We start from the raw sequence: 26,331 nt of genomic DNA on the forward strand, positions 1-26,331 counted from the left end.
GTTCAATTGGTTGAGCGAACGGCTGCGCGCCGGCGGGGCAACCCCGTGGCCCGAGCATCCGCGGCCCATTTCCACCCTGCCGGAACATTACCAAAAATTCATCTTCCGGACAGAACTCAGTAAGGTCCCATCCGTTACACGTTTCGTTATCGGCTGTTCCTCCAGTCACAGCCAGGCGAGCGGGTTCCGGACGATCGTCCTCCGAATACCGCTCGTGGTCAAGGTTTCGAAGCTGCCCACCGCTCGGCGGCTTCATGCAACAGAGAAGGCAAAACGAATGTCCATGATCAAAACTCCGCGTCCGTCGCTGAAGACCGTTCTCAAGACCTCCACGATTGCCGGTCTTGCTGCGGTCATGCTGACGACCGGCCTGCCGGCGCAGATCACCCAGTCCTTCGCCGAGGCGGTCAAGGTCCAGGCCCCGTCTGTTCCGAGCTTCGCCAACGTCGTCGACGCAGTTTCTCCGGCTGTCGTCTCCGTGCGGGTCCAGGCGCGCGAACAGGCGTCCAACGACGAAAGCAACTTCACCTTCGACTTCGGTGGCCGCGGTTTTGAGGACCTGCCCGACGACCATCCGCTGAAGCGCTTCTTCCGTGAATTCGGCGGTCCCGGCTCGCGCGACGGCGACAGAGCCGATCGCTGGCGTGACCGCCGCGGTCCGCATGGCGAAGGTCGGCTGCGTCCGAGAGCCCAGGGTTCCGGCTTCTTCATCACCGAGGATGGCTACCTCGTCACCAACAACCACGTCGTATCCGATGGCTCCGCCTTCACGGTCATCATGAACGACGGAACGGAACTCGACGCCAAGCTCGTCGGCAAGGACAGCCGCACCGATCTTGCCGTGCTCAAGGTCGATGCCGCCAACCGCAAGTTCACCTATGTCAGCTTCGCCGACGACAACAGGGTGCGGGTCGGCGACTGGGTGGTCGCCGTCGGCAACCCCTTCGGTCTCGGCGGCACCGTGACGGCCGGTATCGTCTCGGCGCGCGGCCGGGACATCGGCTCCGGCCCCTATGACGACTATCTGCAGGTCGATGCGGCGGTGAACCGCGGCAATTCCGGCGGCCCGACGTTCAATCTCTCCGGCGAAGTCGTCGGCATCAACACGGCGATCTTCTCGCCGTCGGGCGGCAATGTCGGCATTGCCTTCGCAATCCCCGCGTCGGTCGCGAAGGATGTCGTCGACTCCCTCATCAAGGACGGTTCGGTTTCCCGTGGCTGGCTCGGCGTCCAGATCCAGCCGGTGACGAAAGATATTGCCGAATCGCTCGGGCTCTCGGAAGCGAGCGGTGCGCTTGTCATCGAGCCGCAGACCGGTTCGCCGGGCGAAAAGGCGGGCATCAAGAAGGGTGATATCGTCACCGCTCTCAACGGTGAGCCGATCAAGGATCCGCGCGACCTCGCGCGGCGGGTCGCGACGATGCGTCCCGGGGCCACTGCCGAGGTCACCCTCTGGCGTGACGGCAAGTCTCAGAGCGTCAAGCTCGAGATCGGCACGTTGCCGGAAGAGGCCAAGGCTACCGCGCCGGACACCAGTGACGAGCAGACCGACCAGGGTCAGGCGAGCGAAGAGGCACTGGCCGATCTTGGCCTGGAAGTCAGCCCCGCGGAAGACGGCAAGGGTGTCACCATCGCGTCGGTTGATCCGGACTCGGATGCCGCCGATCGCGGCCTAAAGGAGGGCGAGAAGATCGTCTCCGTCAACAATCAGGAAGTGAAATCGGCGGACGACATCCTGAAGGTGATCAACAACGCCAAGAAGGAAGGGCGCAGCAAGGCGCTCTTCCAGATCGAGGCCGACGAGGGCAGCCGCTTCGTCGCACTGCCGATCGCTCAGGGCTGAGGCGCGGCAAACAGCAAGACACCGGGAGCGGGCAGGCGAGCTCTAGGACTCGCCGCCCGGGTCCTGGCCGACGACGAGGCGCCGCGACATCGTGCGATTTCGCGGCGTCCTCTGTTCCGGCCGAACCCAGCGTTCGGCCTGCAAAGCAAACCGAAACCGGTTGAGACGAACAGAGGTCCGGGACTATGGTCAGCCGTATGAAGATTCTGATTGTTGAAGATGATCTCGAGGCCGCCGCCTATCTGGCGAAGGCGTTCCGCGAAGCGGGCATCGTTTCCGACCACGCCAGCGACGGTGAAAGCGGCCTGTTCATGGCGAGCGAGAACGCCTACGACGTGCTTGTCGTGGACCGTATGCTGCCACGCCGCGACGGCCTGTCGTTGATCACCGAATTGAGGCGCCGGGGCGTCCACACGCCGGTCCTCATCCTCTCGGCCCTCGGCCAGGTCGATGACCGGGTGACCGGGCTTCGTGCCGGTGGCGACGACTACCTCCCCAAACCCTATGCGTTCAGCGAGCTTTTGGCGCGTGTGGAAGTGCTTGGCCGGCGCAAGGGAACGCCGGACCAGGACATGGTCTATCGCGTCGGCGACCTCGAACTGGACCGGCTGTCTCATTCGGTCCGCCGCCAGGGCAAGGAAATCCTGCTGCAGCCGCGCGAGTTCCGGCTGCTCGAATATCTGATGAAGAATGCCGGCCAGGTCGTGACCAGAACCATGCTGCTCGAGAATGTGTGGGACTACCACTTCGACCCGCAGACCAACGTGATCGACGTGCATGTGTCGCGCTTGCGCTCCAAGATCGAGAAGGATTTCGACCCGCCGCTGCTGAGGACCGTTCGCGGCGCCGGCTACATGATCAAGGACGAGCGGACCGCTGAGACATGAGCAAGTTCGGCGTTCTGTTCAGGACGACCGCGGTCCGGCTCTCCGCGCTCTATCTCGTCCTTTTCTCCCTTTGCGCCGTCTTCCTCGTTTTCTACGTCACCGGCATGTCCGAGCGCCTCCTGCAGCAGCAGACGCGTGAGGCGATTGCGGTCGAGGCGGCCCAGATCGAGGGCATCTACGAGCGTGCCGGCGTCAACGGCCTGCTTCGTTCGCTGGAGCGGCGGGCCCGTCAGCCGGGCGCAAACCTCTATGTTATTGCCGGCCCCAGCGGCGATATTCTCGCGGGCAATGTCGCTGGCCTCGAGCCCGGCCTGCTCGACGGCGAGGGCTGGACATCCGAGCCGTTCCGCTACCAGCGCTTCACGGATGAAAACCGGGCGGACAACCATGTCGCGCTCGCCCAGGTCCTCGTTCTGGACAACGGTCTCCGGATACTCGTTGGCCGCGACCTGCAGGAACCGGAAAAGTTTCGCGTTCTCGTGCGGCAGGCCCTGGTCGTGGCGCTCGGCATCATGGGGCTCGGCGCGCTGGTCATCTGGTTCGCCATCGGGCGCAACGCCTTGAGGCGCATCGACCGGATGTCGGAGGCGAGCACCAAGATCATGGGGGGAGACCTTTCGCAGCGACTGCCGGCGAGCGGTTCGGGCGACGAGTTCGACCGGCTGTCGGAATCGCTGAACGCCATGCTGGGACGGATCGAAAAGCTGAACGAGGGCCTGAAGCAGGTCTCCGACAATATCGCCCACGACCTCAAGACGCCGCTGACCCGGCTGCGCAACAAGGCCGAAGCGGCGCTTGCCAGCAAGGAAGGTGGCAACCAGAACGGCGCGCTCGAGGAAATCATTGGGGAATCCGACCAGCTGATCCGCACCTTCAATGCGCTGCTGATGATTTCGCGCGTCGAGGCAGGCTCCGCCGTTGCCGAGATGAGCGAGGTCGATTTGTCCGGCATCGTCGCCGATTGCGTGGAGCTTTATCAGCCGGTCGCCGAGGAAAGCGCCCTCCGCCTGGAGGCGGACATCCAGCCCAAGGTGGTGATCTCCGGCAACCGCGAGCTGATCGGCCAGGCGCTCGGGAACCTGATCGACAACGGGATCAAATATGCGGAGGGAGCGGAAAATCCGCTCATTCGGGTCGACATGAAGGAAAGCCGCGGCAGCGTCGTCCTGACGGTCGCCGATCACGGTCCAGGCGTGCCCGCCAATATGCGCGGCGAGGTGGTCAAGCGTTTCGTGCGGCTGGACGAGAGCCGCACCAAGCCCGGCACCGGTCTCGGCCTTTCCCTTGTCGGGGCCGTGGTGGAGATGCACCATGGCTCACTGGATCTCTCGGCGACGGACCCGGATGGAAAGGGACTGACGGTACGCATGGTTTTCCCGGCGGGCGCGAACTGATACACCAGCCGGGGCAATGTCCGGTTGGACCAAGCCGATCCCGATGATCCGCAAGGGAGGAGAAGACCGATGGTGGACGCGACCGAGAAGCGGTTGTCCGATATCGAGACGGTGCCGATCCGCCCGTCGAGCCAGGCCGACGTCAAGGTCGCTCTTTCCGTTCTCAAGGATATGGCAAAGGGAAGCGAGCCGATCGCGAAGCTTCTCGCCTCCGATGCGCCGCTCAAGCATTTCATCCTTGCCGCCTTTGCGCTCTCTCCCTTTCTGCGTGACACTGCCGCCAGCAGCCCCGCCATTCTCGAGGCGCTGCTGACCGAGAGCCTGCCGGGATTCCTGCGAAGCCGGATCGATGCCGCGCGGCTGGCCTGGCGGGGCGAGGCGGCAGAAAGGGCCCTGCCGGATACCGAGGTCATGTCGCGGCTGCGGCGGGCACGGCGCGAGGTTGCCTTCGCCGTCGCACTCGCCGATCTCTCGCGGCAGTTCGGCGGCCGCGAAACGACGCGCTGGCTGAGCGACTTCGCCGGCGCAGCAGTGTCGGCGGCGATCGACCACCTGCTGCTCGGCGCGCATGAAAGCGGCAAGTTCGTCCTTGAGGATTGCTCCGCGCCGAGTGTCGGCTCGGGCGTCGTGGTGCTCGGCATGGGCAAGCTCGGTGCCTGCGAGCTCAACTATTCCTCCGATATCGACCTGGTGATTTTCTACGATCCGCAGTCCGACATCCTCGTCAGTCGCGACGAGGCGACGGAGACCTTCGCGCGGCTCTTGCGGCGGCTCATCCGCATCCTGCAGGAACGGACGGGTGACGGCTACGTGTTCCGCACCGACCTGCGCCTTCGGCCCGATCCCGGTTCGACCCCGCTCGCAATCCCCGTCGAGGCGGCGATGCTTTACTACGAGAGCAGGGGCCAGAACTGGGAGCGCGCGGCCTTCATCAAGGCGCGGCCGATTGCCGGCGATCTTTTGGCGGGCGAACGCTTCCTGAAGGAGCTGACGCCTTTCGTCTTCCGAAAATATCTCGACTATGCGGCAATTGCCGACATTCACTCGATCAAGCGGCAGATTCACGCCCACAAGGGTCACGGCGAAATTGCCGTCAAGGGGCACAATGTCAAGCTCGGCCGCGGCGGCATCCGTGAGATCGAATTCTTCGTGCAGACGCAGCAACTGATTGCCGGCGGCCGGATGCCAGCGCTTCGACTGCGCGAAACCGAGGCGATGCTGCACGTGCTGGCCGAGAGCGGCTGGATCGATCGCTCGACGGCGCACGAACTGATCGACGCCTATTGGTTCCTTCGCGACGTCGAGCACCGCATCCAGATGGTGCATGACGAGCAGACCCACCTTGTGCCCGAGACAGAGGGTGAGCTCAGGCGCATTGCCTCTATGCTCGGCTTCGAAGACACGGCGTCCTTCTCCAGGGAGCTTTCGCGCGTATTGCGGACGGTCGAGCGACGCTACGCGCAGCTTTTCGAGCAGGAGGCAAAGCTCTCGGCCGAGACCGGAAATCTGGTCTTCACCGGCCAGCATGACGACCCGGACACGCTCGAAACGCTGAAAAGGCTGGGTTTCCAGCGTCCGTCCGACATAGCCCGCATCATCCGCACGTGGCACTACGGGCGCTATCGGGCGACGCAGTCCGTCGAGGCACGCGAACGCCTGACGGAATTGACGCCGGAGCTTCTGCGGGTGTTCGGCGAGAGCCGGCGCGCCGATGAGGCCTTGCTGCGCTTCGACCAGTTCCTTTCCGGGCTGCCGGCCGGCATCCAGCTCTTCTCGCTGCTCGGCAGCAATCCGGGGCTGTTGTCGCTGATCGTCAATATCATGTCCTCTGCGCCCCGCCTGGCGGATATCATCGCTGCCAGACCGCACGTCTTCGACGGCATGCTGGACCCGGGCCTGCTGGCCGAACTGCCGACGAGGGACTATCTGGCGCCGCGGATCGCCAATTTCGTCGCCGGCGCCCACCACTATGAGGAGGTGCTGGATCGCCTGCGCATCATCGCCGCCGAACAGCGCTTCCTGATCGGCATCCGGTTGCTGACCGGCACGATCTCCGGCCTGCAGGCGGGAAGGGCCTTCACCGACCTCGCCGATTTGATCATCGCCGCTGCGTTGGACGCTGTTCAGGAGGAGATCCGTTCCGTGCACGGCCGGCTCCCGGGCGGCCGCGTCGCCGTCGTCGGCATGGGAAAGCTCGGCAGCCGCGAACTGACGGCCGGCTCCGACGTCGACCTCATCCTGCTCTACGACTACGACAGCGAGATCCATCAATCCGACGGTTCCAAGCCGCTTGATCCGATGCGTTATTTCACACGCGTCACGCAGCGGCTGATCGCCGCTCTTTCCGCCCCGACAGCCGAGGGTATTCTCTACAATGTTGACATGCGGCTCCGGCCCTCGGGCAACAAGGGTCCCGTTGCGACGCGCGTCACCGCCTTTGCCAAATATCAACGTGAGGAGGCCTGGACCTGGGAACATCTGGCGCTGACGCGCGCCCGATGCATCTGCGGCGATGAAGGCCTGATCGATGACGCGGAAGCGATCTTTGCCGAGATCCTGTCTGGAAAGCGCGACGTTACGAAGGTCCGCAAGGACGTAGAGGAGATGCGCGACCTTATCGACAAGGAAAAGCCGCCGAGCGATATCTGGGATTTCAAGCTTATTCCGGGCGGGCTCGTCGATATCGAATTCATCGCCCAATACTTGACGCTCGTGGCCCCGGCAAAGGCAGTGGCGCCGCCGCCTGCCGGAACGCACACGATGGAGGCGCTGAAGGGGCTCGGTACTGCACTGATGAATGCGAACGATCTCGACACCGCGGTCGAGGCGTTGGCGCTTTTTACGGAAGTCTCGCAGATCGTCAGGCTGTGCATCGACGGCGATTTCGCCCCGAAGGACGCGCCTGCCGGTCTCGTCGATCTCGTCTGCCGGGCCGGCGATTACCCGGACCTCAAACACCTCGAGGCTGACATACGCCGCTACTCGAAGGCTGTGCGCGGCATCTTCCAGACGGTGCTATCGGGCTAGTCTAGCTCAAGCGGCTCGCCGCCGCCGGCATACTCAGGCGAGGTCAGGAATTCGCACCGAGATGATCGTGCCGACGTTTTCTGCGGAATGGATCTTCATCCGGCCCCCGTGGAGGCGCGTCAGCGACCGGGAGATGGCAAGCCCCAATCCGGAGCCGCCCTTGCTCTTGGCATACTGGCTCTGCACCTGCTCGAAGGGATGACCGATTTTCTCCAGCGCATGCCGGGGAATGCCGATGCCGGAATCGGCGATTGTCAGCGTGACCGCGCCACGGACCTTGCGGGCCCTGAGCGCAATGCGCCCACCTTCATTGGTGAACTTGACGGCGTTCGACAGCAGGTTGAGCAGTATCTGCTTCATGGCGCGCCGGTCGGCGAACATCGTGAGACCCGAGGATATCTCCTGGACCACCCGGATGTTCTTCTGCTCCGCCGGTATCGTGGTGAAGCGAAGTGTTTCCTCGATCAGCGGCGCGAGGTCGATCCTCTCGCACGTGATGCGCATGTGCCCGGCTTCGATCTTCGACATGTCGAGTATGTCATTGATGACGTTGAGCAGGTGCTTGCCGCTCTCGTGGATGTCACGCGAATACTCATGGTATTTCTCAGAGCCGAGCGGCCCGAACATCTGATTCTGCAGGATTTCGGAAAAACCGAGAATGGCGTTGAGCGGCGTGCGCAGCTCATGCGACATGTTGGCGAGGAACTCCGATTTCGCCCGGTTTGCGCCCTCCGCCCGTTCCTTTTCCGCCTGATAGTTTGCGTTGGCCACGGAGAGCTCGGCCTTCTGCCGCTCGAGCGTGATGCGCGAAGCCGAAAGATCGCCGATCGTCGCCATCAGCCGCCGCTCGGATTCGCGCAGGCGCACCTGATGGCGCTTCAGAAGCGTGATATCGGTCCCGACCGAGACAAGGCCGCCGTCGCGCGTGCGGCGGTCGTTGATCTGCAGCCAGCGCTCGTCGGCGAGTTGCACCTCGCTCGTCTGCGAGTGGTTGCCGCGATCCGGATCGGCGACGCGCCGCTCGATCACCGGCCTCGCCGCCGCCGCATGAACCACCACCCGTTCGGTGCCGGGCACGAGCACGTGGTCCGGCAACTGGTAGGCCTGCTGGTAGTGGGTGTTGCACATGACCAGCCGGTCGTGCTTGTCCCACAGCACGAAAGCTTCCGACGTGCACTCGATTGCATCGGTCAGCCGCTGGTCCGCCTCCGCATAGCGCTGGGCGAGCCGGTGCTGCTCGGTGACGTCCATGGCGATGCCGATCAGGTGCGTCCGGCCGGAAACCGTGCGGATGACCTGGGCGCGGGCCCGAAGCCAGACATAGTGGCCGTCTGCGTGTCGCATGCGGAACACCTGGTCGATCTGGCGCTCGTTGCCCTTGGCGATCGCCCTCGCCACGCGGTAAACGCCCCGATCCTCCGGGTGCATGAGCCGCGCCGCATCGCCGAACGACAGCACGCTGCTGCCGCCTGGCATGCCGAGCATCTCGTACATAGAGCCGGACCAGAACAGGCGTCGATTGGCGAGGTCGAAATCCCAAAGCCCGCAACGGCCGCGCGACAATGCGGTTTCGACGCGCAGGTTCGATTCCGCGAAGACGGAATCGGCGTCCCGTGCGCGCTTCGCCTGGATATAGTAGGCGTAAAGGACGACGAGCAGGATTGCCGAAATTCCGGCAAAGAGTGTGACGTTGAGCGAGACATCGTCACGCCAGGCGGCTTCGAACCGGGCGACGGGCGTTGCCGCCAAGACGACGCCTGCGGAAGCCGGCAGCTGCATCAGGGCCACCAGGTGTTCGACTCCATCGATTGTCGCCCGCATCGCGCCGGAGCCTTCGCCGTAATATTGCAGCGAAGCGACGTCGGGAGCGACCGACGTCAGCGTGCGTCCGATGAAGTGTGCGCCATCCTGTGTGCTCGCGAATATTCGACCGTCCCGGCGTACTGTCAGCAGGAACATGCCGGCGTCGAGGAGCTCGGTAGGCAGAAACTCCGCGAGCCGGCGCTCGGTTTCCCACCGCCGCCCGTCTGCGAAGAGTTCCGACCCATCGGCCTGGAACGCCGCCGTCGCCGCCGTCGCCGCGAGGCTGACGGTCCGGCGTGAGCTCGCCTCCATCCGGGCGTGCTCGTCCATGATGCCGGACATGCGCGAAACGGCCACGAGCAGTAGGAAGGCGATGATGAGGATGGGAATTGAGCGCTTGAGAACGGGCTCGGCCCGCGCAAGCCGGCGCGATGCCGGCTCGGCAAGCACCTTCGCCCTCTCGATGAGCGCCCGTTCCAGCCCGGAAAGGCCCGGGAACTTGAGTCGCAACCGCCCGTCGGCTGCGCTTCCCCGTCGCGCGTCCGCTATCTTTCCCAATGTCTGCCGTCCTCGAGAGCGTCCCGCATGTGGATGCGAAGGGACGCTGTGATCCTCTCAATCCGAAACATCCTGTGAGATTGGAACGCTTCGGTGATTCGGTGCGCCGCTCGCCCGAATCTGACTCAATGAATCACAGGGCGATTCGCCTTGTCTAGAGGCAGGGGTAAAGATTTGTTAACCAATTTTCATCGTTGGAAAGTCATAGCTCTCCAGCGCCGAACTGAGGAAACCTGGAGCAGGCTGTTGGGAGTGCGGCGCGTGCCGAACTCATGCCCCGTCGTTCAACATTCGGTCGACGATGTCGCTGACGTCGACGGAAAGGTTGGCGGCCCCGGCGATTTCCTTGAGGGCCGCCTGGGCATGCTTTGCGCGCACCTGTTCCAGCGACCGCCAGGACCGCATCGATGTCAGGATCCGCGCCGCGAGTTGCGGATTGCGGGGATCGATATCGAGGATCTGCTGCGCGAGGAAACGGTAGCCTTCGCCATCCGCACGGTTGAAACCCGTCGGGTTGGAGAAAGCGAAGGTGCCGACGAGAGAGCGCACGCGATTCGGGTTGCTGGCGTTGAAGTGCGGGTCGGACATCAGCGCCTTGACCCGGTCGAGGGTCGAGGCGCCCGGGATCGTCGCCTGGATGGCGAACCATTTGTCGATCACCAGTGCATTGTCCGCGAAGCGGTTCTTGAACGTGTCCAGCGCATCGAGCGTCTCTTGCGCGTCCGGAAAGCGGTGAGCAAGCAGCGTCAGCGCCTGGCTGAGATCGGTCATGTTGTTGGCGGAGCGGAAAGCGCTCACCGCTTTCTCAGGCTGCTCGTCGCCATAGACGAGATAGGAAAGGGCGGCGTTGCGCAACGCCCGCCGGCCGGCGCTTGCAGCGTCGGGCCGGAACGGGCCGGACAGCGCCATCTCCGCGAGCAAGCGCGAAAAGATCTGCTTGCCCGACGCGGCAATGGCCGAACGGATCGCCTGTCGGCCCGAATGGATGGCATCCGGGTCGTTATTGCGGCCGATTTCCCGGGCGATGTCGGCTTCGCTCGGCAGCGAGAGGACCTGTGCGCGGAACGCCGGCTCCAGCCGTTCGTCGCCCGCAGCCGCCAGAAGCCCGTCTATGAGGGCATCGTCGCTGGTCGTCGGCTGGCTGTCGCGGGCCTGCGCCGTCGCCTTGACCAGATTGTCGAGCGCGATCGCATTCAGTGCCTGCCATCGGGCAAAGAGGTCGACTTCATGGCGTGCAATGAGCGCGCGGTCTTCCGCGCTCTGCTCGATCTGCAGGTTGATCGGCGCCGAGAAGCCGCGATTGAAGGAGGGCACGGGCCGAGATGGGATGCCGGAGAAGACAACGGTCTGCTTGCGCTCCGTCAGATGCACCACGTCGGCTGTGACGTCGGCGCCCGAGACGGCCGGCGGCATGACCTCGCTGCCGTTCTCGAGCAGAAGCCCGAGGCGGAGCGGGATATGCATCGGCTTCTTGGCGCTCTGACCCGGAGTCGCAGGCACCGTCTGTTCCAGCGACAGGCTGTAGGTCTGCTTCGTCGCGTCATAGGATCCGGAGGCGGTCACCAGCGGCGTTCCAGCCTGGTGATACCACAGCGAAAACTGCCGAAGGTCGCGTCCGCTCGCGTCCTCGAAGCAGCGAATGAAGTCCTCGATGGTCACCGCCTGGCCGTCATGGCGGTCGAAATAGAGGTCCATGCCCTTCTTGAAGAGGTCGCGCCCGAGAATGGTCGCGATCATCCGCGTCACTTCGGAGCCCTTCTCGTAGACGGTCGTCGTATAGAAGTTATTGATTTCGCGATATTTCGTCGGGCGAACCGGGTGGGCGAGGGGGCCGGCATCCTCGGGGAACTGCTCGGATTTCAGGTGACGCACCTCAGCGATCCGCTTGACCGCGCGCGAGCGCATGTCCGCCGAAAACTCGTGATCGCGGTAGACCGTCAGCCCTTCCTTGAGGCACAGCTGGAACCAGTCGCGGCAGGTGATGCGGTTGCCCGTCCAGTTGTGGAAATACTCGTGGGCGATGATCGCTTCGATATTGGCGTAGTCCGTGTCCGTCGCCGTTTCCGGATCCGCGAGAACGTATTTGTCGTTGAAGACGTTGAGCCCCTTGTTCTCCATGGCGCCCATGTTGAAGTCGGACACGGCGACGATCATGAAGATGTCGAGATCGTATTCGCGGCCGAAGGCCTCCTCGTCCCACTTCATCGACCGCTTGAGTGCGTCCATCGCGTAAGCCGCGCGCGGCTCCTTGCCATGTTCGACATAGATCTTCAGCGCCACCTCGCGGCCGGAGGCGGTCGTGAACCTGTCCTCGACGACGCCGAGGTCGCCGGCGACCAGCGCGAAGAGATAGCTCGGCTTCGGATGCGGATCGAACCAGGCGGCGAAGTGCCGGCCGTCGCCCATGTCAGCGCCGCCAAGATAGTTGCCGTTGGAAAGGAGGAGGGGGGCGGTCGCCTTGTCGGCAATGATGTTGACCGTATAGACGGCGAGCACGTCGGGCCGGTCGGGGAAATAGGTGATGCGGCGGAAGCCCTCCGCCTCGCATTGCGTGCAATAGACGCTGTTCGTGCGGTAGAGGCCCATCAGCTTCGTGTTCGTCTCCGGCGACAAGAGCGTCGTCACGGTGATCTCGAAGGGGGCCGTCTCCGGCAGGCCGCGGATCGTCAGCGTGTCGTCCATCGCGTCGTAGAGCGTAGCCGGCAGTTCTTCCTGGTCGAGCAGCAGGCCGGTCATGGTTAGCTCGTCGCCGTCAAGCACCAGCGGGGCGGAGGCGTCGACGCCCTCGCGGCGGTGGAAGATGAGCCGCGCCTCGACCTTCGTCTCCTTGGGGTCGAGTTCGAACGTCAGGTCCACTCTTTCGAGAACGAAATCGGTCGGCCGGTAGTCTTCCAGATGAATGATCTGGCCAGTATTTGTCCGCATGGTCAGTCCCGCTTGCGCCTTCCGCTCATAAGTTAGAGGGCGCCTGTGATGGTGAAAAGGCCAGGAGCGAGATTTTGTGCTTGCAATGCCGTCGACCGCACTTCGGCAGCGAACACCTCGATTTCCCGCCCCCGAAGCGCAGGTTTAACGAAGCGTCACTAACAAGAACTAAATCCCACAAGTTTTTTCGTGAGCGCTAAAGCAACTCGTCAACGGCAATGCGGGAGCTAAGCCATCACGAAAATCCCGTGCCCATCAAGAAAATTGATCCAACATGCCGCGCCGTACCGCTAGAGTGGTGCCATCCTGCCGCGGCTGCGCCGTGTCCTTCCTTCCGCCCCGCTCGCCGGTGACATTTCGAAACGCCCCCATGGATGCCGATATTCACAACCCCATGAAGGGGATTCTGCTCAAGGTCCTGTCCGTGATCGTCTTCGTTGGCATGGCCACCTGCATCAAGGCGGCCGGCAGCGGCATCGCCACGGGGCAGATCACCTTCTATCGATCTGCCTTCGCCATGGTGCCGATTCTCGGCTTCCTGGCCTGTCGCGGGCAGGTGCGCGACGCCTTCCGGACGGACAATGTCGTGGGGCATGTCGTGCGTGGCTTCGTCGGCATTCTCTCGATGAGCTGCGGCTTTTACGGGCTCGTGCACCTGCCGCTGCCGGAGGCGATTGCGATCGGCTATGCGATGCCGCTGCTGGCGGTCGCTTTCGCGGCCCTGTTTCTAGGCGAGATCGTCCGGCTCTACCGCTGGTCGGCGGTGTTCATCGGCCTCATCGGCGTGCTGATCATCACCTGGCCGCGTCTGACATTGCTCGATGAAGGAGGATTCGGCGCGTCGGAGGCGCTGGGCGCGGTCGCGGTCCTGCTTTCGGCGACGCTCGGAGCAGTTGCGATGGTTCTGGTACGCAGGCTGGTGCAGACCGAGCGTACCCATACCATCGTTCTCTACTTCTCGCTGTCCGCGGCGGTGTTTTCCCTGGCGACGCTTCCCTTCGGCTGGTCGCCGATATCGTGGACGTCCTTCCTGCTTCTGATGCTTGCCGGCTTCTGCGGGGGTGTCGCCCAGATCCTGTTGACGGAGAGCTATCGCCACGCCGACATGTCAACGATCGCCCCCTTCGAATATACGTCGATCGTGCTCGGCATCGTCATCGGCTATTTCCTTTTCGGCGACGTGCCGACGTCGGCCATGCTGGCGGGCACGGTGATCGTTGTCGGAGCGGGTATCTTCATCATCTTCCGCGAACACCGGCTCGGGCTTGAGCGGAAGGGGGCGCGCAAGCACGTTACGCCGCAGGGCTGAAGCCCAATCCGATGGACCGGGGGTCCGGCTTCGGTCGTTCGATTGATGAAGAGGGGCGCTCCAGGGCTCAGTTCGGAAGCAGTGAACTGACGACGCGGTGCGCGCGCCGCGGATCCTCGGTCGTGCTCAGACGGCTGAACTCGCGCGAAGCGCGGATGGCCGTGCCGATGTCGGAGAGCGTTACAAACAGGCTGCGAATGGTCATGATCGTTTCCGATGCCGCCGGATGGCGCGGAGCTTGCGCTCCACGCGCCTACCGATCAGCGCTGAATGAAATCGGCGTAGATCTGGGCCGGACGGCATGTGGTGTGGGCCAGGCCGATGGCCGTCAGTTGCTCGTTGGCGACAGCGCCAAAGCTATTGTACGGCGTCCGCAGAGCGACGCGGGCCTGACGAAGCGTCTCGAAGCTGCTGTGAATCGGACGAAAACGGGCAGTCATGGTTCAATTCCTTAATCCATTCCTCCCGTTGCTCCATATTGCGATGCAGCATGACTTTTGCAACGCATCAAAACGCGGCGCTGACCTGCGCAAATTGCATGGCTTTGTTCATTTTTCCTTCACCTACAGCGCCGCGCGTCTTATGAGACGCGCAAAGGTCGCTGTAGCACTTCGAATTGCTGCATGTCTTTGTCCTTAAATCGAGATCGATTTAAGGAGACATGCAGTAGGAGCGAGGCGCGTCAGCCCCCGATCCGGGCCTTGAAGGCGAGGAGATCCTGCCAGGCGAAACGCTTGTTGACCGGCGCGGTGATGAGGTCCTGGGGATGCAGCGTCGCCAGCGCCGGCACGATGTGGCCGCCGGCGGCAAGCTCGCGCCATTGCCCTCTCGTCTGATGGATCGTTTCGTTGGTGCCGAAGAAGAAGCGGGCCGTGAAATTGCCGAGAAGGAGCAGGTGCCTGGGCTCGGCGAGTGCAATCTGCCGCTCGATGAAGGGACGGCAGATGTCGGCCTCCCGTCCGCTCGGCACGCGGTTGCCGGGCGGCCGCCAGGGCACGACATTGCCGAGCAGCACGTCCGACCTCGAAAGGCCGATGCCGGAGAGCATGCGCTCGAGCATATCGCCGTGTCTGCCGGCGAAGGGCTGGCCGTCCCGGTCGTCTTCCGCATAGGGCATCGGCCCGACGATCATGATACCGGACGCGCCGCGACTGTCCGCGAAAACGAGGTTGCGGGCGCTGTTCTTGAGGTTGCAGCCGGTAAACGCCTCCATTGCCGTGCGCAGTTCTGGGAGAGATCGCGCACTTTCGGCGGCGAATCGCGCCTCGCTGATCGCCTGCTCGTCTGGGATTGCGACCGCCGGCGGAGTGATTGCCGGCGCGGCGGGAAGGGCGTCCCGGGCCTTGCCGGGCGTTGCCTGCGAGCGTCGACCGCTCTGCGTCTCCGGCGAGGCGGCCTGCTGAACTTTGCGCACAGCCCCCACGTCGACGCGTTTGGCCTTGATCGCTTCGAATTCCTCCAGTCGATCGACGGGCGCGTCTTCAAGCAACCATTCGACGCCCGCCTCCGCATGGAAAGCGAGAAGCGCGGCGAGTTCCGAATGGGAAAGGTCGTTGGCCGAGATCATGGGCGGAATTTAACAGATCGGCCAACGCGGTCCAGCAGGGGGCCGGACATTTACGCAGCAATCGTCCAGGTCGTGATATCCTCCCTCTCGCCGATGAGAGCGAGCCCGTGGGCGATCGACAGGAGTTCTCCGCCGCTTTCGATCCGCTGCTCGCCGAAGCGATTGTCGAAAAGCCGGCGGACGGCGGGCACGAAGGACGTGCCGCCCGTCAGGAAGATCCTGTCGATATCGGCCGGCGCAGTCGCCGTTGTTGCGAGCACCTCGTCGAGGGCGGCCTCGATGCGGGCGAGATCAGGCGAGATCCAGGCCTCGAAATCCTGGCGGCGAACCGTCCGCCGCGAGCGCTCGCCAAGCGGCGCGAAGAAGAACTCGGTTTCCTCCTCCTGCGACAGCCGCATCTTCGTGGCCGAGACCGCCTGATACAGCGGATAGCCTTCGTCGTGGTCGATCAGGTCGACGAAAGCCTCCAGCTTCTCCGGTTCCAGGCTCGTGCGGACAAGCTTCTTCAGTTCTGCGAAGTCCTTCAGCGTCTTGAAGATCGAGAGCTGATTCCAGCGACCAAAATTGGCGTAGTAACTCGACGGGACCTCAAGCAGCTTGTCGAAGCTCTTGAACAGACTCCCCTTTCCGATGAGCGGGGCGACGATGTTGTCGATGATGCGGAAGTCGAAGTGATCGCCGGCAACGCCGACGCCGGAATGGCCGACCGGCGTTGCGACCAGGCGCCCGCCGTGGCTCTCGAAACGAATGATCGAATAGTCCGTCGTCCCGCCGCCGAAATCGGCGACAAGCACCGTCGCATCGCGCTCTAGCTGGCGGGCGAAGTAGAAAGCGGCCGCAACCGGTTCATAGACATAGTGGATCTCCGGAAAATCGAAACGGGCAAGCGCGCGGCCGTAGCGATCGAGGGCCAGCCTTTCGTCCGGACTTGCACCGGCAAATTGTACCGGACGACCGACGACGAGGCGCTGCGACGCGCTGTTCCATTCGTCTCCGGCATAGTCCCTGAGGCGGCCCAGGAAGCTGTACATCAGGTCTTCGAACTCATGCCGCTTCGCAAATACGAGCGTGCCTTGAAAGAGCGCACTCGCGGCGAAGGTTTTGATCGACTGAAGAAAACGGCATTCGCCCGGATTGTCGATGAACTCGCGGATCGCCGCCTGTCCCGCCTCGATTTTCGGGGGAACGGGGCCGTGTTGCTTCATGAAGGAAAGAGCCGTCCGTGTCGTGTCGAACCTGCCGGCGGCGCTTTCCACCGAAAGCGAGCGGGTCGAACCGCCCTGCGCCAGCGCAAGGACGGAGTTGGTCGTTCCGAAATCAAGGCCGAGGGCCGACGCCATGATTGTCTCCTTGCGATGTCAGGCGGGGGCGGGCCTCCTTACATGCGAGCGCTGCAAAAGCAACCGGCAGGTTTCGGTCTCGGATTTTATTTACGTTTACGTACAAGTAATATATGCGATGATGGTAAATGCATAAAGTCATGCGCAAAAGCAGAGACAGTCTGTCGCATCCCGGCTCGACAAGGTTTGCGGCATTTGTCATGACGGGATGATTTGCTGGGAACGGAGCCGGCGGAGAACGGCAAGACTGGAGAACGCGAAAATGACCGAGCGACAAGAACTCCCCGAGCGCGAGAGCATGGAATTCGACGTGGTGATCGTTGGAGCGGGGCCGGCCGGTCTTGCCGCGGCGATCCGGCTGAAGCAGGTCAATCCGGAGCTTTCGGTCGTCGTGCTGGAGAAGGGTGCCGAGGTGGGTGCGCATATCCTGTCGGGCGCCGTCGTCGATCCGATCGGCATCGACCGGCTGCTGCCCGGCTGGCGCGACGAGCCGGACCATCCGTTCAAGACCGAAGTCACCGACGACCAGTTCCTGTTCCTGGGGCCGGCCGGGTCGATCCGCCTGCCGAATTTTCTGATGCCGCCGCTGATGAACAATCACGGCAACTATGTCGTCTCGCTCGGCAATGTCTGTCGCTGGCTGGCGACCCACGCCGAGGCGCTCGGCGTCGAGATCTATCCGGGCTTTGCCGCAACCGAAGTGCTCTACAACGACGACGGCGCGGTGATCGGCGTCGCCACCGGCGACATGGGCATCGAACGGTCCGGCGAGCCGGGACCGAACTTCGCCCGCGGCATGGCGCTGCTCGGCAAATACACGCTGATCGGCGAGGGCGTGCGCGGTTCGCTCGCCAAGCAGTTGATCGCCAAGTTCCGGCTTGACGAGGGCCGCGACGTGCCGAAATTCGGCATTGGCCTCAAGGAACTCTGGGAGGTCAAGCCGGAGAACCACAAGCAAGGCCTGGTGAAGCACTCGTTCGGCTGGCCGCTCGGCATGAAGACCGGCGGCGGCTCGTTCCTCTACCACCTTGAGGACAACCTAGTCGCCGTCGGCTTCGTCGTGCATCTGAACTACAAGAACCCCTATCTCTATCCGTTCGAGGAGTTCCAGCGCTTCAAGACCCATCCGGCGATCCGCGGCACCTTCGAGGGCGGAAAGCGGCTTTCCTACGGGGCGCGAGCGATCACCGAGGGCGGCTACCAGTCGGTGCCGAAGCTCTCCTTCCCCGGCGGCGCGCTGATCGGCTGCTCGGCCGGCTTCGTCAACGTGCCGCGCATCAAGGGCAGCCACAATGCGGTGCTGTCGGGCATCCTCGCGGCCGAGAAGCTGGCGGATGCGATCGCTAGCGGCCGCGCCAATGACGAGCCGATCGAAATCGAGCGCGGCTGGCGCGACAGCGCCATCGGCCAGGACCTGAAGAAGGTCAGGAACGTCAAGCCGCTGTGGTCGAAGTTCGGCACGGCGGTGGGCGTCGCGCTCGGCGGCCTCGACATGTGGACGAACACGCTGTTCGGCTTCTCGTTCTTCGGCACCCTGAAGCACGGCAAGACCGACGCGCAGAGCCTCGAGCCGGCGGCACAGCACCAGAAGATCGACTATCCGAAGCCGGATGGCGTCTTGACCTTCGACCGGCTTTCCTCGGTGTTCCTGTCGAACACCAATCACGAGGAAGACCAGCCGGTGCATCTGCAGGTCAAGGACCCGGAGCTGCAGAAGCGCTCCGAATACGACGTCTATGCCGGCCCGTCGAGCCGCTACTGTCCGGCCGGGGTCTACGAGTGGGTGGAGAAGGACGGCCAGCCGACCTTCGTCATCAACGCCCAGAACTGCGTCCACTGCAAGACCTGCGACATCAAGGACCCGAACCAGAACATCAACTGGGTGCCGCCACAAGGGGGCGAAGGCCCGGTCTATCCGAATATGTAATGTTCGGGAGGCGGGCCGCACGGACCCCCGCCGGAGAAAAGAGCGGCGAAGGCCCGGTCTATCCGAACATGTAGTGTTCGGCGGCTGGCCGTACGGATTCGCCCAGGAGCATCCCGGTGAACGCCGAACATGAGTCTCCGCTGGGGAGGATCCTTGAGAAGGCCAAGGCACGTGTCTGGGCACTGGCGCGCCGGACCGTGCATCCATGTCCGAGCGGCAGGTGAAGTTTTGCCGCCAACGCGTTCAATTGCATAATTTTGCGAAAAAAAACAATGAACGCGATCCCTGACGCAAATGGGCAAGCGCTTCCCTCCGAGACTCGATAGCAATGACACGAGCCATCGATTGGGAGTATTGAATTGATGGCGACGAAGACCGTCATCCGGTCTCTGGACCGGACGAGGGGCTGATCCATTTGCTGTCCGCTGCCGCGGTGAGGCTGGCAGTTCGTCACGGATACACCGTCAAAACAGAGGGAAGCGAAAATGAAAAAACTTCTTGCTACAACATGCCTCGCCGTTGGCCTCTTCGGCCTCGGCAGCGCCGCATCGGCGCAGGAGTGCGGCGATGTGACGATCGCCAACATGAACTGGCAGAGCGCCGAAGTGCTGGCGAATGTGGACAAGTTCATTCTGACGGAAGGTTATGGCTGCAGCGCCGAGCTCGTCGTCGGCGACACCGTGCCGACGATCACCTCGATGATCGAAAAGGGCGAGCCGGACATCGCTCCGGAAGGCTGGGTCGACCTGCTGCCGGACGTCGTCAATCGCGGTCTTCAAGAGGGCAAGATCGTCGGCACTACGCTCTCTCTGTCGGACGGCGGCGTCCAGGGATGGTGGGTTCCAAAGTACATCGTCGATGCAAATCCCGATATCAAGACGATCGACGACGTGCTGAAGCACAAGGAACTCTTCCCGGATCCGGAAGATCCGAGCAAGGGTGCCGTCTTCAACGGTCCGCAAGGCTGGGGCGGCACGGTGGTCACGACGCAGCTCTACAAGGCGTACGGTGCTGAAGCCGCTGGCTTCACGCTCGTCGACACCGGCTCCGCCGCCGGCCTCGACGGTTCGATCGCCAAGGCCTACGAGCGCAAGCAGGGCTGGGTCGGCTATTACTGGGCCCCGACGGCACTGCTCGGCAAATACGAGATGGTGAAGCTCGACCACGGCGTGCCGGCTGACGCGGCCGAGTGGAAGCGCTGCAACACGGTCGCCGATTGCCCGGATCCGAAGAAGAACGACTGGCCGAAGGACAAGGTCCAGACGCTTGTGACGAAGGGCTTCGCCGATCGTGCCGGCCCGGTCATGGAATACCTCAAGGCCCGCTCCTGGCAGAATGACACCGTCAACAAGCTGATGGCCTGGATGACGGACAACCAGGCGAGCGGCGAGGAAGGCGCCAAGCACTTCCTCGAGGAGAACCCGGACATCTGGACCAAGTGGGTCTCGCCGGAGGTCGCTGAGAAGGTCAAGGCTGCCCTCTGATCGACACTCTCGTCAACGGACGGCGCGCATACCGGCGCGCCGTTTTCATTTCGCCGCGTGCAGGAATTCGTTCACTGCGTGTCGGTTTGAGAATAAGATTGCGCAGTTTCATTGTTTACAGCGCACTGGGCGTTTGAAAGTCGGCGGCAGCCAAGAAAAACAACGACGCGCCGCCTGAACGATTGCAAAGGGGAATCAGGACATGGAATGGCTGACCAAATTTCCGCATATGAATGACGATAGCCTTCGAGAGCTCAAGAAGGCGATCGACGAAGGCTTCCGCACATTCACGCGTGCCTATGGCGATGGCATCGAAGCCTTCTTTAATCCGCTGCAGTTCTTCCTGATCGAGGCCGAGCGTTTCATGACGCGCACGCCCTGGCCGATCATCTTGATCTTAATCGGCCTGATCGCCTGGTTCGCCAGCCGCAACTGGAAGGTCGTCGCAGGCGCCGTCGGCACGCTGCTCCTCATCGGCTACTTCGACATGTGGGACGACACGATGAAGACGATCTCGATGATCTTCGTCTGTACTGTCCTGTCCATTGCCATCGGCATTCCGCTCGGCATCCTCATGTCGCGCTCCGACCGCGTCCAGAACCTCGTCAATCCGGTGCTCGACGTCATGCAGACGATGCCGAGCTTCGTCTATCTCATTCCCGTCGTGATGCTGCTCGGCATCGGCAAGGTGCCCGGCCTGATTGCCGTGGTCATCTATGCGATCCCGCCGATGATCCGTCTGACCAATCTCGGCATCCGTCTGGTCGACAAGGATGTCCTCGAGGCGGCGGATGCCTTCGGCTCATCGAGCTGGCAGAAGCTGAAGAACGTGCAGATGCCGCTGGCGCTGCCCACCATCATGGCCGGCATCAACCAGACCATCATGATGGCGCTCGCCATGGTCGTGATCGCCTCGATGATCGGCGTCCAGGGTCTCGGCCAGCCGGTGTTGAAGGCCATCGCCAACCAGTACTTCACGCTTGGCATCTTCAACGGCCTCGCCATCGTCGGCATCGCGATCATCTTCGACCGCGTCAGCCAGGCCTATGGCCGCCGCCTGCAGCGGCATCGTGAAATCGTTCACGGCTGACACGGGACTGCTGATTGCGGAAAAGAACAGCGGCCCGGGACCCATCGTCCCGGGCCGTTTGCCTGTGGGCGAGCTATGCGCGCGAAAAGATGCCGGTCGAGAGCGCGACGCCCGCGGCCGTGATGATAGCTGCGGCAATCTCGAACGGGCCGATCGCCTCGCCAAGAAGCATGCCGCCGCCAATCACTGCGAGCACCGGCGTCAGGGCCGTAAAGGCAGCCGCCTGCGTGCCGCCGAGACGCTGGACGGCGAGGCCGTAGGCAAGCGTCGCGATCAGACCGGAAAAAACGCCCTGGCTCATCACTTGCAGACCGATCTCCGGCGTGGGGACACTCTGCAGCGTGCTGCCGAAGACGAGCGCCAGGACGACATGGATGAGGAACGACCAGACGGCGATGAGGGCGCCGCCTTCAAGCGGGTTCAGGCCCGAACGGCGGAAGGCGTGCGTATAGGTCGCCCAGAGCACGGCGGCGGCAGGCAGCAGCAGGTAACCGGCTGAGACCGGCGCGTCCGCGGCGCCGAGGCTGCGAACAAGCAGGATCGCCATGCCAATGATGATCGCCGCAAAGCCGAGGATCCGCATACGGTCCGGACGCTCCCGAAACAGCGTCACCCCGATGATTGCCGTCGCGAGCGGCATCGAGCCTCCGAGCAGCACGCCGACCGAGGCCGCCGGCGTCGCATGGATGGCGAACGCCGCCACCTGGAAGAACAGGGCGCCCGATCCACCGACCATCAGGACGAGAAGCGTCAGTGGCAAGCCCTTCGGGATGAGACCCGTTTTCAGCCAGACCGGAGCGAGCACCAGCGCCGGTATCCCATAGCGAATGAGCCCGAGGTCGATGGTGCCGAGGCTGGTTCCTGCTGTGTGCCGGGTGGCGAGGATCCAGCCTGCCCAGATCATCACCGTGACAAAGGCACCGGCATAGCCGGCGGCGGGCGATTCGGAATGGCGATCGAGTGTCAGTGCAACCATTGTCCTGTTCCTCCAACTTCGTGGCGAGGTATGTTCGGATGAGTGAACCTAGCGCTGAAGCCGGTGGCATGTCCTTGCTATCTGTGCCTCGATTGAGATATCCTGAGCAATGTTCTGCCAATCGATTGTTGGAAGTAATTCTATTATGCCAAAACTCGACAAATTCGATATCGCCATCCTCAAGGTCCTGCAGGAGGATGCACGCGCGACCAATGTCGAGATCGCCGAGCGAATCAATCTCTCGCCATCCCCCTGCCTGCGGCGCATCCGCAATCTGGAGAAGTCGGGCGTGCTGCGTGGCTACCGCGCCGATATCGACCGCAAGGAGGTCGGGCTGGGGCTGACGGTCTTCGTCGAGATCAAGGTCGGCCAGCACAGCCAGGAAAACGCGCGGCAGCAGCAGGAGGCGTTGCTTACCATACCGGAGGTGGTCTCCTGCTTCCTGATTTCCGGCAACGCGGATTTCCTGGCCGAAGTGGTCGTGGAGGACCTATCGGCCTATGAGAGGCTGCTTACAGAAACCTTGCTGACCCTGCCGGGGGTAACGGACATTCGCTCGAATTTCGCCATCCGGACGATCAAGACCGCCGGCCCCCTGAAGCTGCCTTCCCTCTAAGCAACTGTACCGGACCGTTGCGGTCCGCCGGGGACCGTCGGCGAAAGTCTTTGAGCGCGTCCTCTGGAATCCCCCGCCGCTGCGCTTATCTCAGGAGCTGAAAGGTTTCTGGACAGAAAGGGCAATTCTTGAGGGTCAAGGCCATCTTCAATCAGGATGGGGGTACTTTCCGCACCACGGATATGGACGCTTATGGCAGCAGGGTTGAGGAGGTCTTTCGCGCTGCCGGCCATGAGATTGAAATTGCCGTGGTGGCTGCGAGCGATATCCCGCGGGCGCTGGAGGCGGCCTGCCGGCGCGATGACCTCGATGCGATCATCGCCGGCGGCGGCGACGGCACGATCTCCGCCGCGGCAGGCGTTGCCTGGCGAACCGGCATGCCGCTCGGTGTCATACCGGCGGGAACGATGAACCTGTTCGCCCGCTCCCTGAAACTGCCGCTCGATATCTGGAAGGTGCCCGAGGTCCTCGCCCACGGCCGGATTATCGATGGCGATATCGGCAGCGCCGACGGCCGGGCTTTCGTGCATCAGTTTTCGATGGGACTGCATGCCCGCATGGTGCGCTATCGCGAATCCTACAAGTTCGCCTCGCGCCCCGGCAAGATCGGCGCCAGCGTGCGCGCTGCCGTCGGCGTGATCTTCAACCCCCCGGATTTCGAGATCGAGTTCGATGCCGACGGTCACCGCGAGCTCCGCCACGTGTCGCAGATTTCGGTTTCGAACAACCATTTCGGCCATGCAACGCTGATGTATGCGGAGGATGTGACGGCCGGGCACCTCGGTTTCTACACGGCCCCACCGCTAAGCCCTGCGGGCGTCGCAAAGCTCGCTTCCGACATTCTGCGCGGCCGATTCCGGGCCAGCCCATTGATCACCGAGATGAGCGCGTTGGCGGTCGATCTGCATTTTCCCAAGGTCGAGCGCAAGATCAACTGTGTCATCGACGGCGAGCTGCTGCCGATCCAGCGACGCGATGTCGCCCTCCGCGTCCACCCGGGCGAACTGAAGTTGCTCGTCGGCGCCGAATAGCGTCCGCGCAGCCTAATCGCCCACCCAGATATAGCTGAACCCGTAACGATCCGCTCCGGACGCATAGATATAAGGCAGTTCAAGCTTGCGCGGGTTCACTGCCGATTCCGCGACGCCGGATGCCTTGAGAGCCTCGTTCAGCGTGGCGGGAAGCGGGGCCGGGTTTGCTTCATCACGCCAGACGACCAGCAGCGGCCGCTTCGTGGCGTCGGCCGCCTGCATGCCCGAAAGATGCGGGATCACGACGGAAGCGTCGGCAAGCCGCGTCCGGATATTGCCGGCAATCTGCCGGTCGTTGGTCAGCACAAGCGCAGGCGGCCGGCCTTCGGTTTTCACGACCTCTTCGACAAAGGCCGCGTAGGGGATGTTCAATTTCGAATAGTCGCCGAACCAGGGGCGCACCACGGCCCGGGCGGAAACGACGACGAGAGCGCCCAGGACAATGCATGCGATCAGCGGCACGAAGCGTCTGAAGCCCGGTGCCGGATCGATCTTCGCCGCCTCGACCTTGAGGCAGAGATAGAGCGGCAGCAGGACCAGAAAGAGAACCAGCCATTTTTCGCGGACATGGGTCGCAGCCACGCCGAGAACGACAAGCAGGACGCCGAGAAGGCAAATCGCGATCATGCGCCCCAGGATGCGGGTCCATTGGCTTTCCGCCTGCCAGATCGGCCCTGCCTTGTCGCGGAAGACGAGGCCGAAGACGAGCAGGGTAACGAGACTGCCGCCGATCGTCGCCGAAGCCAGTGCGAAGACGCCGTGAAACGCCTGCATCAGGCGCCCCTCTGCCTCACGTTCCTTCATCTCGTTCAATGTGCCCGACGACGCATCGTCGAGATTCTGAAACACCCATAATCCATGCGGCAGGGCGATGACGCCGGCAATGCCGATCGCCGCCAGGATGCGCCAATCGAAGATGCGCTTGCGCAGCTCGGGTTCGGGAAGCACCGCGAGGATCGCAGCGATCGGCACGAGGACGAAATTATATTTCGAGATCACGCCGATGCCGACGGCGACGCCCGTCAACAGATACGAAAAGAGGCTCGGGCGCTTCAGCGTCCGCAGAAAACCGTAGAGGAAGAGCGAAACGGCGAAGAGCGCGGCAACCGTATGGGAGAGATCGCGCTGCGCGAGCAGGAAAACCGGCGGCAGGCTCAAGACGCCAAACATCGCGATCGCCGACAGGCGCCGGTCCTTGAGGACGAGCTGCGCCGCGAGGCCGTAGAAAAGGCAGCACAGGAACAGGAGGCCGTTCTTGAGCATGGACATTGTCGCGACCGACGTGCCGATCAACTGCGCCAGCCCGTATTGAAGCCAATTGTAGAACGGCGGTTGCGGCCCGTATCCGAGCTGCAGGAATTGCGACAGGAAGGCCTGTTCCGCCTCGTCGATCTCGAGCGAAGGCGAGGCGGCGAGACGGAGCGCGATACACAGCAGGAAATAGCCGGCCAGCGCGATGAACACCAGGTTCGGCCGCCGGTCGACGATGTCACGCATGCGGCTGGTCCTGCCCGAAGACCTGGCGAACGATGTAGCTCGCCGTATCGTCGTCGCGGAAATAGGCACGTGCCATCATTTCCGCGAGAATGCCGGTGGTGATGAGCTGGACGGAGGACAGGAACAGCATGACGCCGACGATCAGCATCGGTCGGGCACCGATGTCATTGCCGAAGATGAATTTGTCGATCGCAAGATAGAGCAGGATGAGGGCGCTGAAACCCCCGGTCGCAAGCCCGATCGAGCCGAAGAAGTGGCCGGGGCGCGCCTTGTAGCGCATGAAGAACAGAACGGCGAGCAGGTCGAGGATCACACGGAACGTGCGCGAGATACCATATTTCGACGCGCCGAAGTGCCGGGCGTGGTGCGTTACGGGCATCTCGCCGATTCGGCTGCTCGGCACGACGCCGGCGACCCAGGCCGGAATGAAGCGGTGCATCTCCCCCATCAGCTTGACCTGCTTGATGATCGCGCTGCGATAGACCTTGAGACTGCAACCGTAATCATGAAGCTTCACGCCGGTGATCTTGCCGATCAGGAAGTTTGCGCACCATGAGGGAACTTTTCTGAGCAGCAGGCCGTCCCGACGGTTTTGCCGCCACCCGACCAAGAGGTCGAGTTCGCGTTCCTCGATCGCGGCAACCATATGAGGGATATCGTTTGGGTCGTTCTGCAGGTCACCGTCGAGCGTCGCGATCAGCCGGCCGGAGGCGGCGTCGATTCCGGCCTGCATGGCCGCGGTCTGGCCGAAATTCTTTTGGAGCTCGATGATCTTCAAGTTCAGGTCCGACCGTAGAAGCTCGTTGCGGGCATTCGGCAAGGTCCGGTCGGTGCTGCCGTCATCCACCAGGATCAATTCCCAGGATCGATGGAAACCGGCCATGGCCTCCCGGATGCGGGTAACGAGGGGCCCGACGCTGTCCTCCTCGTTGAACACCGGCACGACAATGGACAGTTCGATCGCCTCCTTGACGCCTGTCGATGCCGTCAGAGGTTCTTCTATGTGTGTCAAGGCGGTGTCTCCGATATGCCGTCGCCGGTTTTCTTGCACAGTTAA

General features: G+C 63.0%; 19 protein-coding genes. 10 read left to right on the forward strand and 9 right to left on the reverse strand.

Features of this window, described 5'->3' with window-relative positions; translation table 11 throughout:
* The first annotated feature begins 277 nt into the window (after positions 1–277).
* From RHIBR816_RS0124035 to RHIBR816_RS0124050, 4 genes are all read left to right on the forward strand, one after another.
* Positions 278–1,843, forward strand: coding sequence for a Do family serine endopeptidase (locus RHIBR816_RS0124035; protein ID WP_018239156.1), 1,566 nt, complete (start codon positions 278–280; stop codon positions 1,841–1,843).
* A 185-nt stretch (positions 1,844–2,028) separates the two neighbouring features.
* Entirely contained in the window at positions 2,029–2,730 is a 702-nt protein-coding gene (locus RHIBR816_RS0124040) for a response regulator transcription factor (RefSeq protein WP_026187372.1), read from the forward strand.
* The gene (locus RHIBR816_RS0124045) at positions 2,727–4,124 is read left to right on the forward strand and encodes a HAMP domain-containing sensor histidine kinase (RefSeq protein WP_018239158.1); all 1,398 of its coding nucleotides are present in this window, start codon (positions 2,727–2,729) and stop codon (positions 4,122–4,124) included. The genes RHIBR816_RS0124040 and RHIBR816_RS0124045 overlap by 4 nt, the downstream gene beginning before the upstream one ends.
* Before the next feature lie 69 nt (positions 4,125–4,193).
* Complete coding sequence (locus RHIBR816_RS0124050) at positions 4,194–7,151, forward strand: bifunctional [glutamine synthetase] adenylyltransferase/[glutamine synthetase]-adenylyl-L-tyrosine phosphorylase (protein WP_018239159.1); 2,958 nt, start codon at positions 4,194–4,196, stop codon at positions 7,149–7,151.
* Positions 7,152–7,184: 33 nt separating this feature from the next.
* On the opposite strand, the gene RHIBR816_RS0124055 is transcribed toward RHIBR816_RS0124050, so the two are convergent.
* Together RHIBR816_RS0124055 and pepN are read right to left on the reverse strand one after the other, a co-directional pair.
* Positions 7,185–9,512 (reverse strand): ATP-binding protein, encoded by a 2,328-nt coding sequence (locus RHIBR816_RS0124055; protein ID WP_026187373.1) that lies wholly within the window; start codon positions 9,510–9,512, stop codon positions 7,185–7,187.
* A gap of 270 nt (positions 9,513–9,782) precedes the next feature.
* Positions 9,783–12,437, reverse strand: a complete 2,655-nt coding sequence (gene pepN / locus RHIBR816_RS0124060; RefSeq protein ID WP_018239161.1) for an aminopeptidase N — start codon at positions 12,435–12,437, stop codon at positions 9,783–9,785.
* A gap of 370 nt (positions 12,438–12,807) precedes the next feature.
* On the opposite strand from pepN, the gene RHIBR816_RS0124065 reads away from it, so the two are divergent.
* Positions 12,808–13,746, forward strand: coding sequence for a DMT family transporter (locus tag RHIBR816_RS0124065; protein ID WP_018239162.1), 939 nt, complete (start codon positions 12,808–12,810; stop codon positions 13,744–13,746).
* Positions 13,747–13,813: 67 nt separating this feature from the next.
* On the opposite strand, the gene RHIBR816_RS36385 is transcribed toward RHIBR816_RS0124065, so the two are convergent.
* The 4 genes from RHIBR816_RS36385 to RHIBR816_RS0124085 all read right to left on the reverse strand — a co-directional run bounded on the left by RHIBR816_RS36385 (position 13,814) and on the right by RHIBR816_RS0124085 (position 16,653).
* Entirely contained in the window at positions 13,814–13,951 is a 138-nt protein-coding gene (locus RHIBR816_RS36385; RefSeq protein WP_018239163.1) for a hypothetical protein, read from the reverse strand.
* Between the two features lie 55 nt (positions 13,952–14,006).
* Complete coding sequence (locus tag RHIBR816_RS0124075) at positions 14,007–14,186, reverse strand: hypothetical protein (RefSeq protein ID WP_018239164.1); 180 nt, start codon at positions 14,184–14,186, stop codon at positions 14,007–14,009.
* Positions 14,187–14,428: 242 nt separating this feature from the next.
* Positions 14,429–15,313 (reverse strand): uracil-DNA glycosylase family protein, encoded by an 885-nt coding sequence (locus RHIBR816_RS0124080; RefSeq protein WP_018239165.1) that lies wholly within the window; start codon positions 15,311–15,313, stop codon positions 14,429–14,431.
* 50 nt (positions 15,314–15,363) lie between these two features.
* Positions 15,364–16,653 carry an Hsp70 family protein gene (locus RHIBR816_RS0124085; protein WP_018239166.1) on the reverse strand — a complete coding sequence of 430 codons (1,290 nt, stop codon included), beginning with the start codon at positions 16,651–16,653 and terminating at the stop codon, positions 15,364–15,366.
* A gap of 262 nt (positions 16,654–16,915) precedes the next feature.
* Here RHIBR816_RS0124085 and RHIBR816_RS0124090 point away from each other — a divergent pair, with 262 nt between their 5' ends.
* The 3 genes from RHIBR816_RS0124090 to RHIBR816_RS0124100 all read left to right on the forward strand — a co-directional run bounded on the left by RHIBR816_RS0124090 (position 16,916) and on the right by RHIBR816_RS0124100 (position 21,154).
* The gene (locus tag RHIBR816_RS0124090) at positions 16,916–18,580 is read left to right on the forward strand and encodes an electron transfer flavoprotein-ubiquinone oxidoreductase (RefSeq protein ID WP_018239167.1); all 1,665 of its coding nucleotides are present in this window, start codon (positions 16,916–16,918) and stop codon (positions 18,578–18,580) included.
* Between the two features lie 485 nt (positions 18,581–19,065).
* Positions 19,066–20,064: an ABC transporter substrate-binding protein gene (locus tag RHIBR816_RS0124095; RefSeq protein WP_018239168.1), complete on the forward strand. Its 999-nt coding sequence runs from the start codon at positions 19,066–19,068 to the stop codon at positions 20,062–20,064.
* Between the two features lie 202 nt (positions 20,065–20,266).
* On the forward strand, positions 20,267–21,154 hold the full coding sequence (locus tag RHIBR816_RS0124100) for a proline/glycine betaine ABC transporter permease (RefSeq protein WP_018239169.1): 888 nt from the start codon (positions 20,267–20,269) through the stop codon (positions 21,152–21,154).
* 73 nt (positions 21,155–21,227) lie between these two features.
* Here the strand turns inward: RHIBR816_RS0124100 and RHIBR816_RS0124105 are convergent, their stop codons facing one another.
* Entirely contained in the window at positions 21,228–22,130 is a 903-nt protein-coding gene (locus tag RHIBR816_RS0124105; RefSeq protein ID WP_018239170.1) for a DMT family transporter, read from the reverse strand.
* Between the two features lie 145 nt (positions 22,131–22,275).
* Between RHIBR816_RS0124105 and RHIBR816_RS0124110 the strand changes: the two genes are divergently transcribed.
* Together RHIBR816_RS0124110 and RHIBR816_RS0124115 are read left to right on the forward strand one after the other, a co-directional pair.
* Entirely contained in the window at positions 22,276–22,746 is a 471-nt protein-coding gene (locus RHIBR816_RS0124110; RefSeq protein WP_018239171.1) for an Lrp/AsnC family transcriptional regulator, read from the forward strand.
* A gap of 128 nt (positions 22,747–22,874) precedes the next feature.
* Complete coding sequence (locus RHIBR816_RS0124115; RefSeq protein WP_018239172.1) at positions 22,875–23,777, forward strand: diacylglycerol kinase family protein; 903 nt, start codon at positions 22,875–22,877, stop codon at positions 23,775–23,777.
* Positions 23,778–23,789: 12 nt separating this feature from the next.
* Here the strand turns inward: RHIBR816_RS0124115 and RHIBR816_RS0124120 are convergent, their stop codons facing one another.
* Together RHIBR816_RS0124120 and RHIBR816_RS0124125 are read right to left on the reverse strand one after the other, a co-directional pair.
* Positions 23,790–25,274 carry a glycosyltransferase family 39 protein gene (locus RHIBR816_RS0124120; RefSeq protein WP_018239173.1) on the reverse strand — a complete coding sequence of 495 codons (1,485 nt, stop codon included), beginning with the start codon at positions 25,272–25,274 and terminating at the stop codon, positions 23,790–23,792.
* Positions 25,267–26,286, reverse strand: coding sequence for a glycosyltransferase family 2 protein (locus tag RHIBR816_RS0124125; RefSeq protein ID WP_018239174.1), 1,020 nt, complete (start codon positions 26,284–26,286; stop codon positions 25,267–25,269). The genes RHIBR816_RS0124120 and RHIBR816_RS0124125 overlap by 8 nt, the downstream gene beginning before the upstream one ends.
* Positions 26,287–26,331: the final 45 nt, after the last annotated feature.

The organism is Ensifer sp. BR816 (assembly GCF_000378985.1).
Lineage (GTDB): Bacteria > Pseudomonadota > Alphaproteobacteria > Rhizobiales > Rhizobiaceae > Sinorhizobium.

Excerpts from the sequence above, each read along its gene's own strand:
- RHIBR816_RS0124105 (WP_018239170.1), bottom strand. The coding sequence starts at position 22,130 with ATGGTTGCACTGACACTCGATCGCCATTCCGAATCGCCCGCCGCCGGC.
- RHIBR816_RS0124085 (WP_018239166.1), bottom strand. The coding sequence starts at position 16,653 with ATGGCGTCGGCCCTCGGCCTTGATTTCGGAACGACCAACTCCGTCCTT.
- RHIBR816_RS0124075 (WP_018239164.1), bottom strand. The coding sequence starts at position 14,186 with ATGACTGCCCGTTTTCGTCCGATTCACAGCAGCTTCGAGACGCTTCGT.
- RHIBR816_RS0124065 (WP_018239162.1), top strand. The coding sequence starts at position 12,808 with ATGGATGCCGATATTCACAACCCCATGAAGGGGATTCTGCTCAAGGTC.
- RHIBR816_RS36385 (WP_018239163.1), bottom strand. The coding sequence starts at position 13,951 with ATGACCATTCGCAGCCTGTTTGTAACGCTCTCCGACATCGGCACGGCC.
- RHIBR816_RS0124050 (WP_018239159.1), top strand. The coding sequence starts at position 4,194 with ATGGTGGACGCGACCGAGAAGCGGTTGTCCGATATCGAGACGGTGCCG.
- RHIBR816_RS0124110 (WP_018239171.1), top strand. The coding sequence starts at position 22,276 with ATGCCAAAACTCGACAAATTCGATATCGCCATCCTCAAGGTCCTGCAG.
- RHIBR816_RS0124035 (WP_018239156.1), top strand. The coding sequence starts at position 278 with ATGTCCATGATCAAAACTCCGCGTCCGTCGCTGAAGACCGTTCTCAAG.
- RHIBR816_RS0124090 (WP_018239167.1), top strand. The coding sequence starts at position 16,916 with ATGACCGAGCGACAAGAACTCCCCGAGCGCGAGAGCATGGAATTCGAC.
- RHIBR816_RS0124040 (WP_026187372.1), top strand. The coding sequence starts at position 2,029 with ATGGTCAGCCGTATGAAGATTCTGATTGTTGAAGATGATCTCGAGGCC.
- RHIBR816_RS0124095 (WP_018239168.1), top strand. The coding sequence starts at position 19,066 with ATGAAAAAACTTCTTGCTACAACATGCCTCGCCGTTGGCCTCTTCGGC.
- RHIBR816_RS0124120 (WP_018239173.1), bottom strand. The coding sequence starts at position 25,274 with ATGCGTGACATCGTCGACCGGCGGCCGAACCTGGTGTTCATCGCGCTG.
- RHIBR816_RS0124045 (WP_018239158.1), top strand. The coding sequence starts at position 2,727 with ATGAGCAAGTTCGGCGTTCTGTTCAGGACGACCGCGGTCCGGCTCTCC.
- pepN (WP_018239161.1), bottom strand. The coding sequence starts at position 12,437 with ATGCGGACAAATACTGGCCAGATCATTCATCTGGAAGACTACCGGCCG.
- RHIBR816_RS0124100 (WP_018239169.1), top strand. The coding sequence starts at position 20,267 with ATGGAATGGCTGACCAAATTTCCGCATATGAATGACGATAGCCTTCGA.
- RHIBR816_RS0124080 (WP_018239165.1), bottom strand. The coding sequence starts at position 15,313 with ATGATCTCGGCCAACGACCTTTCCCATTCGGAACTCGCCGCGCTTCTC.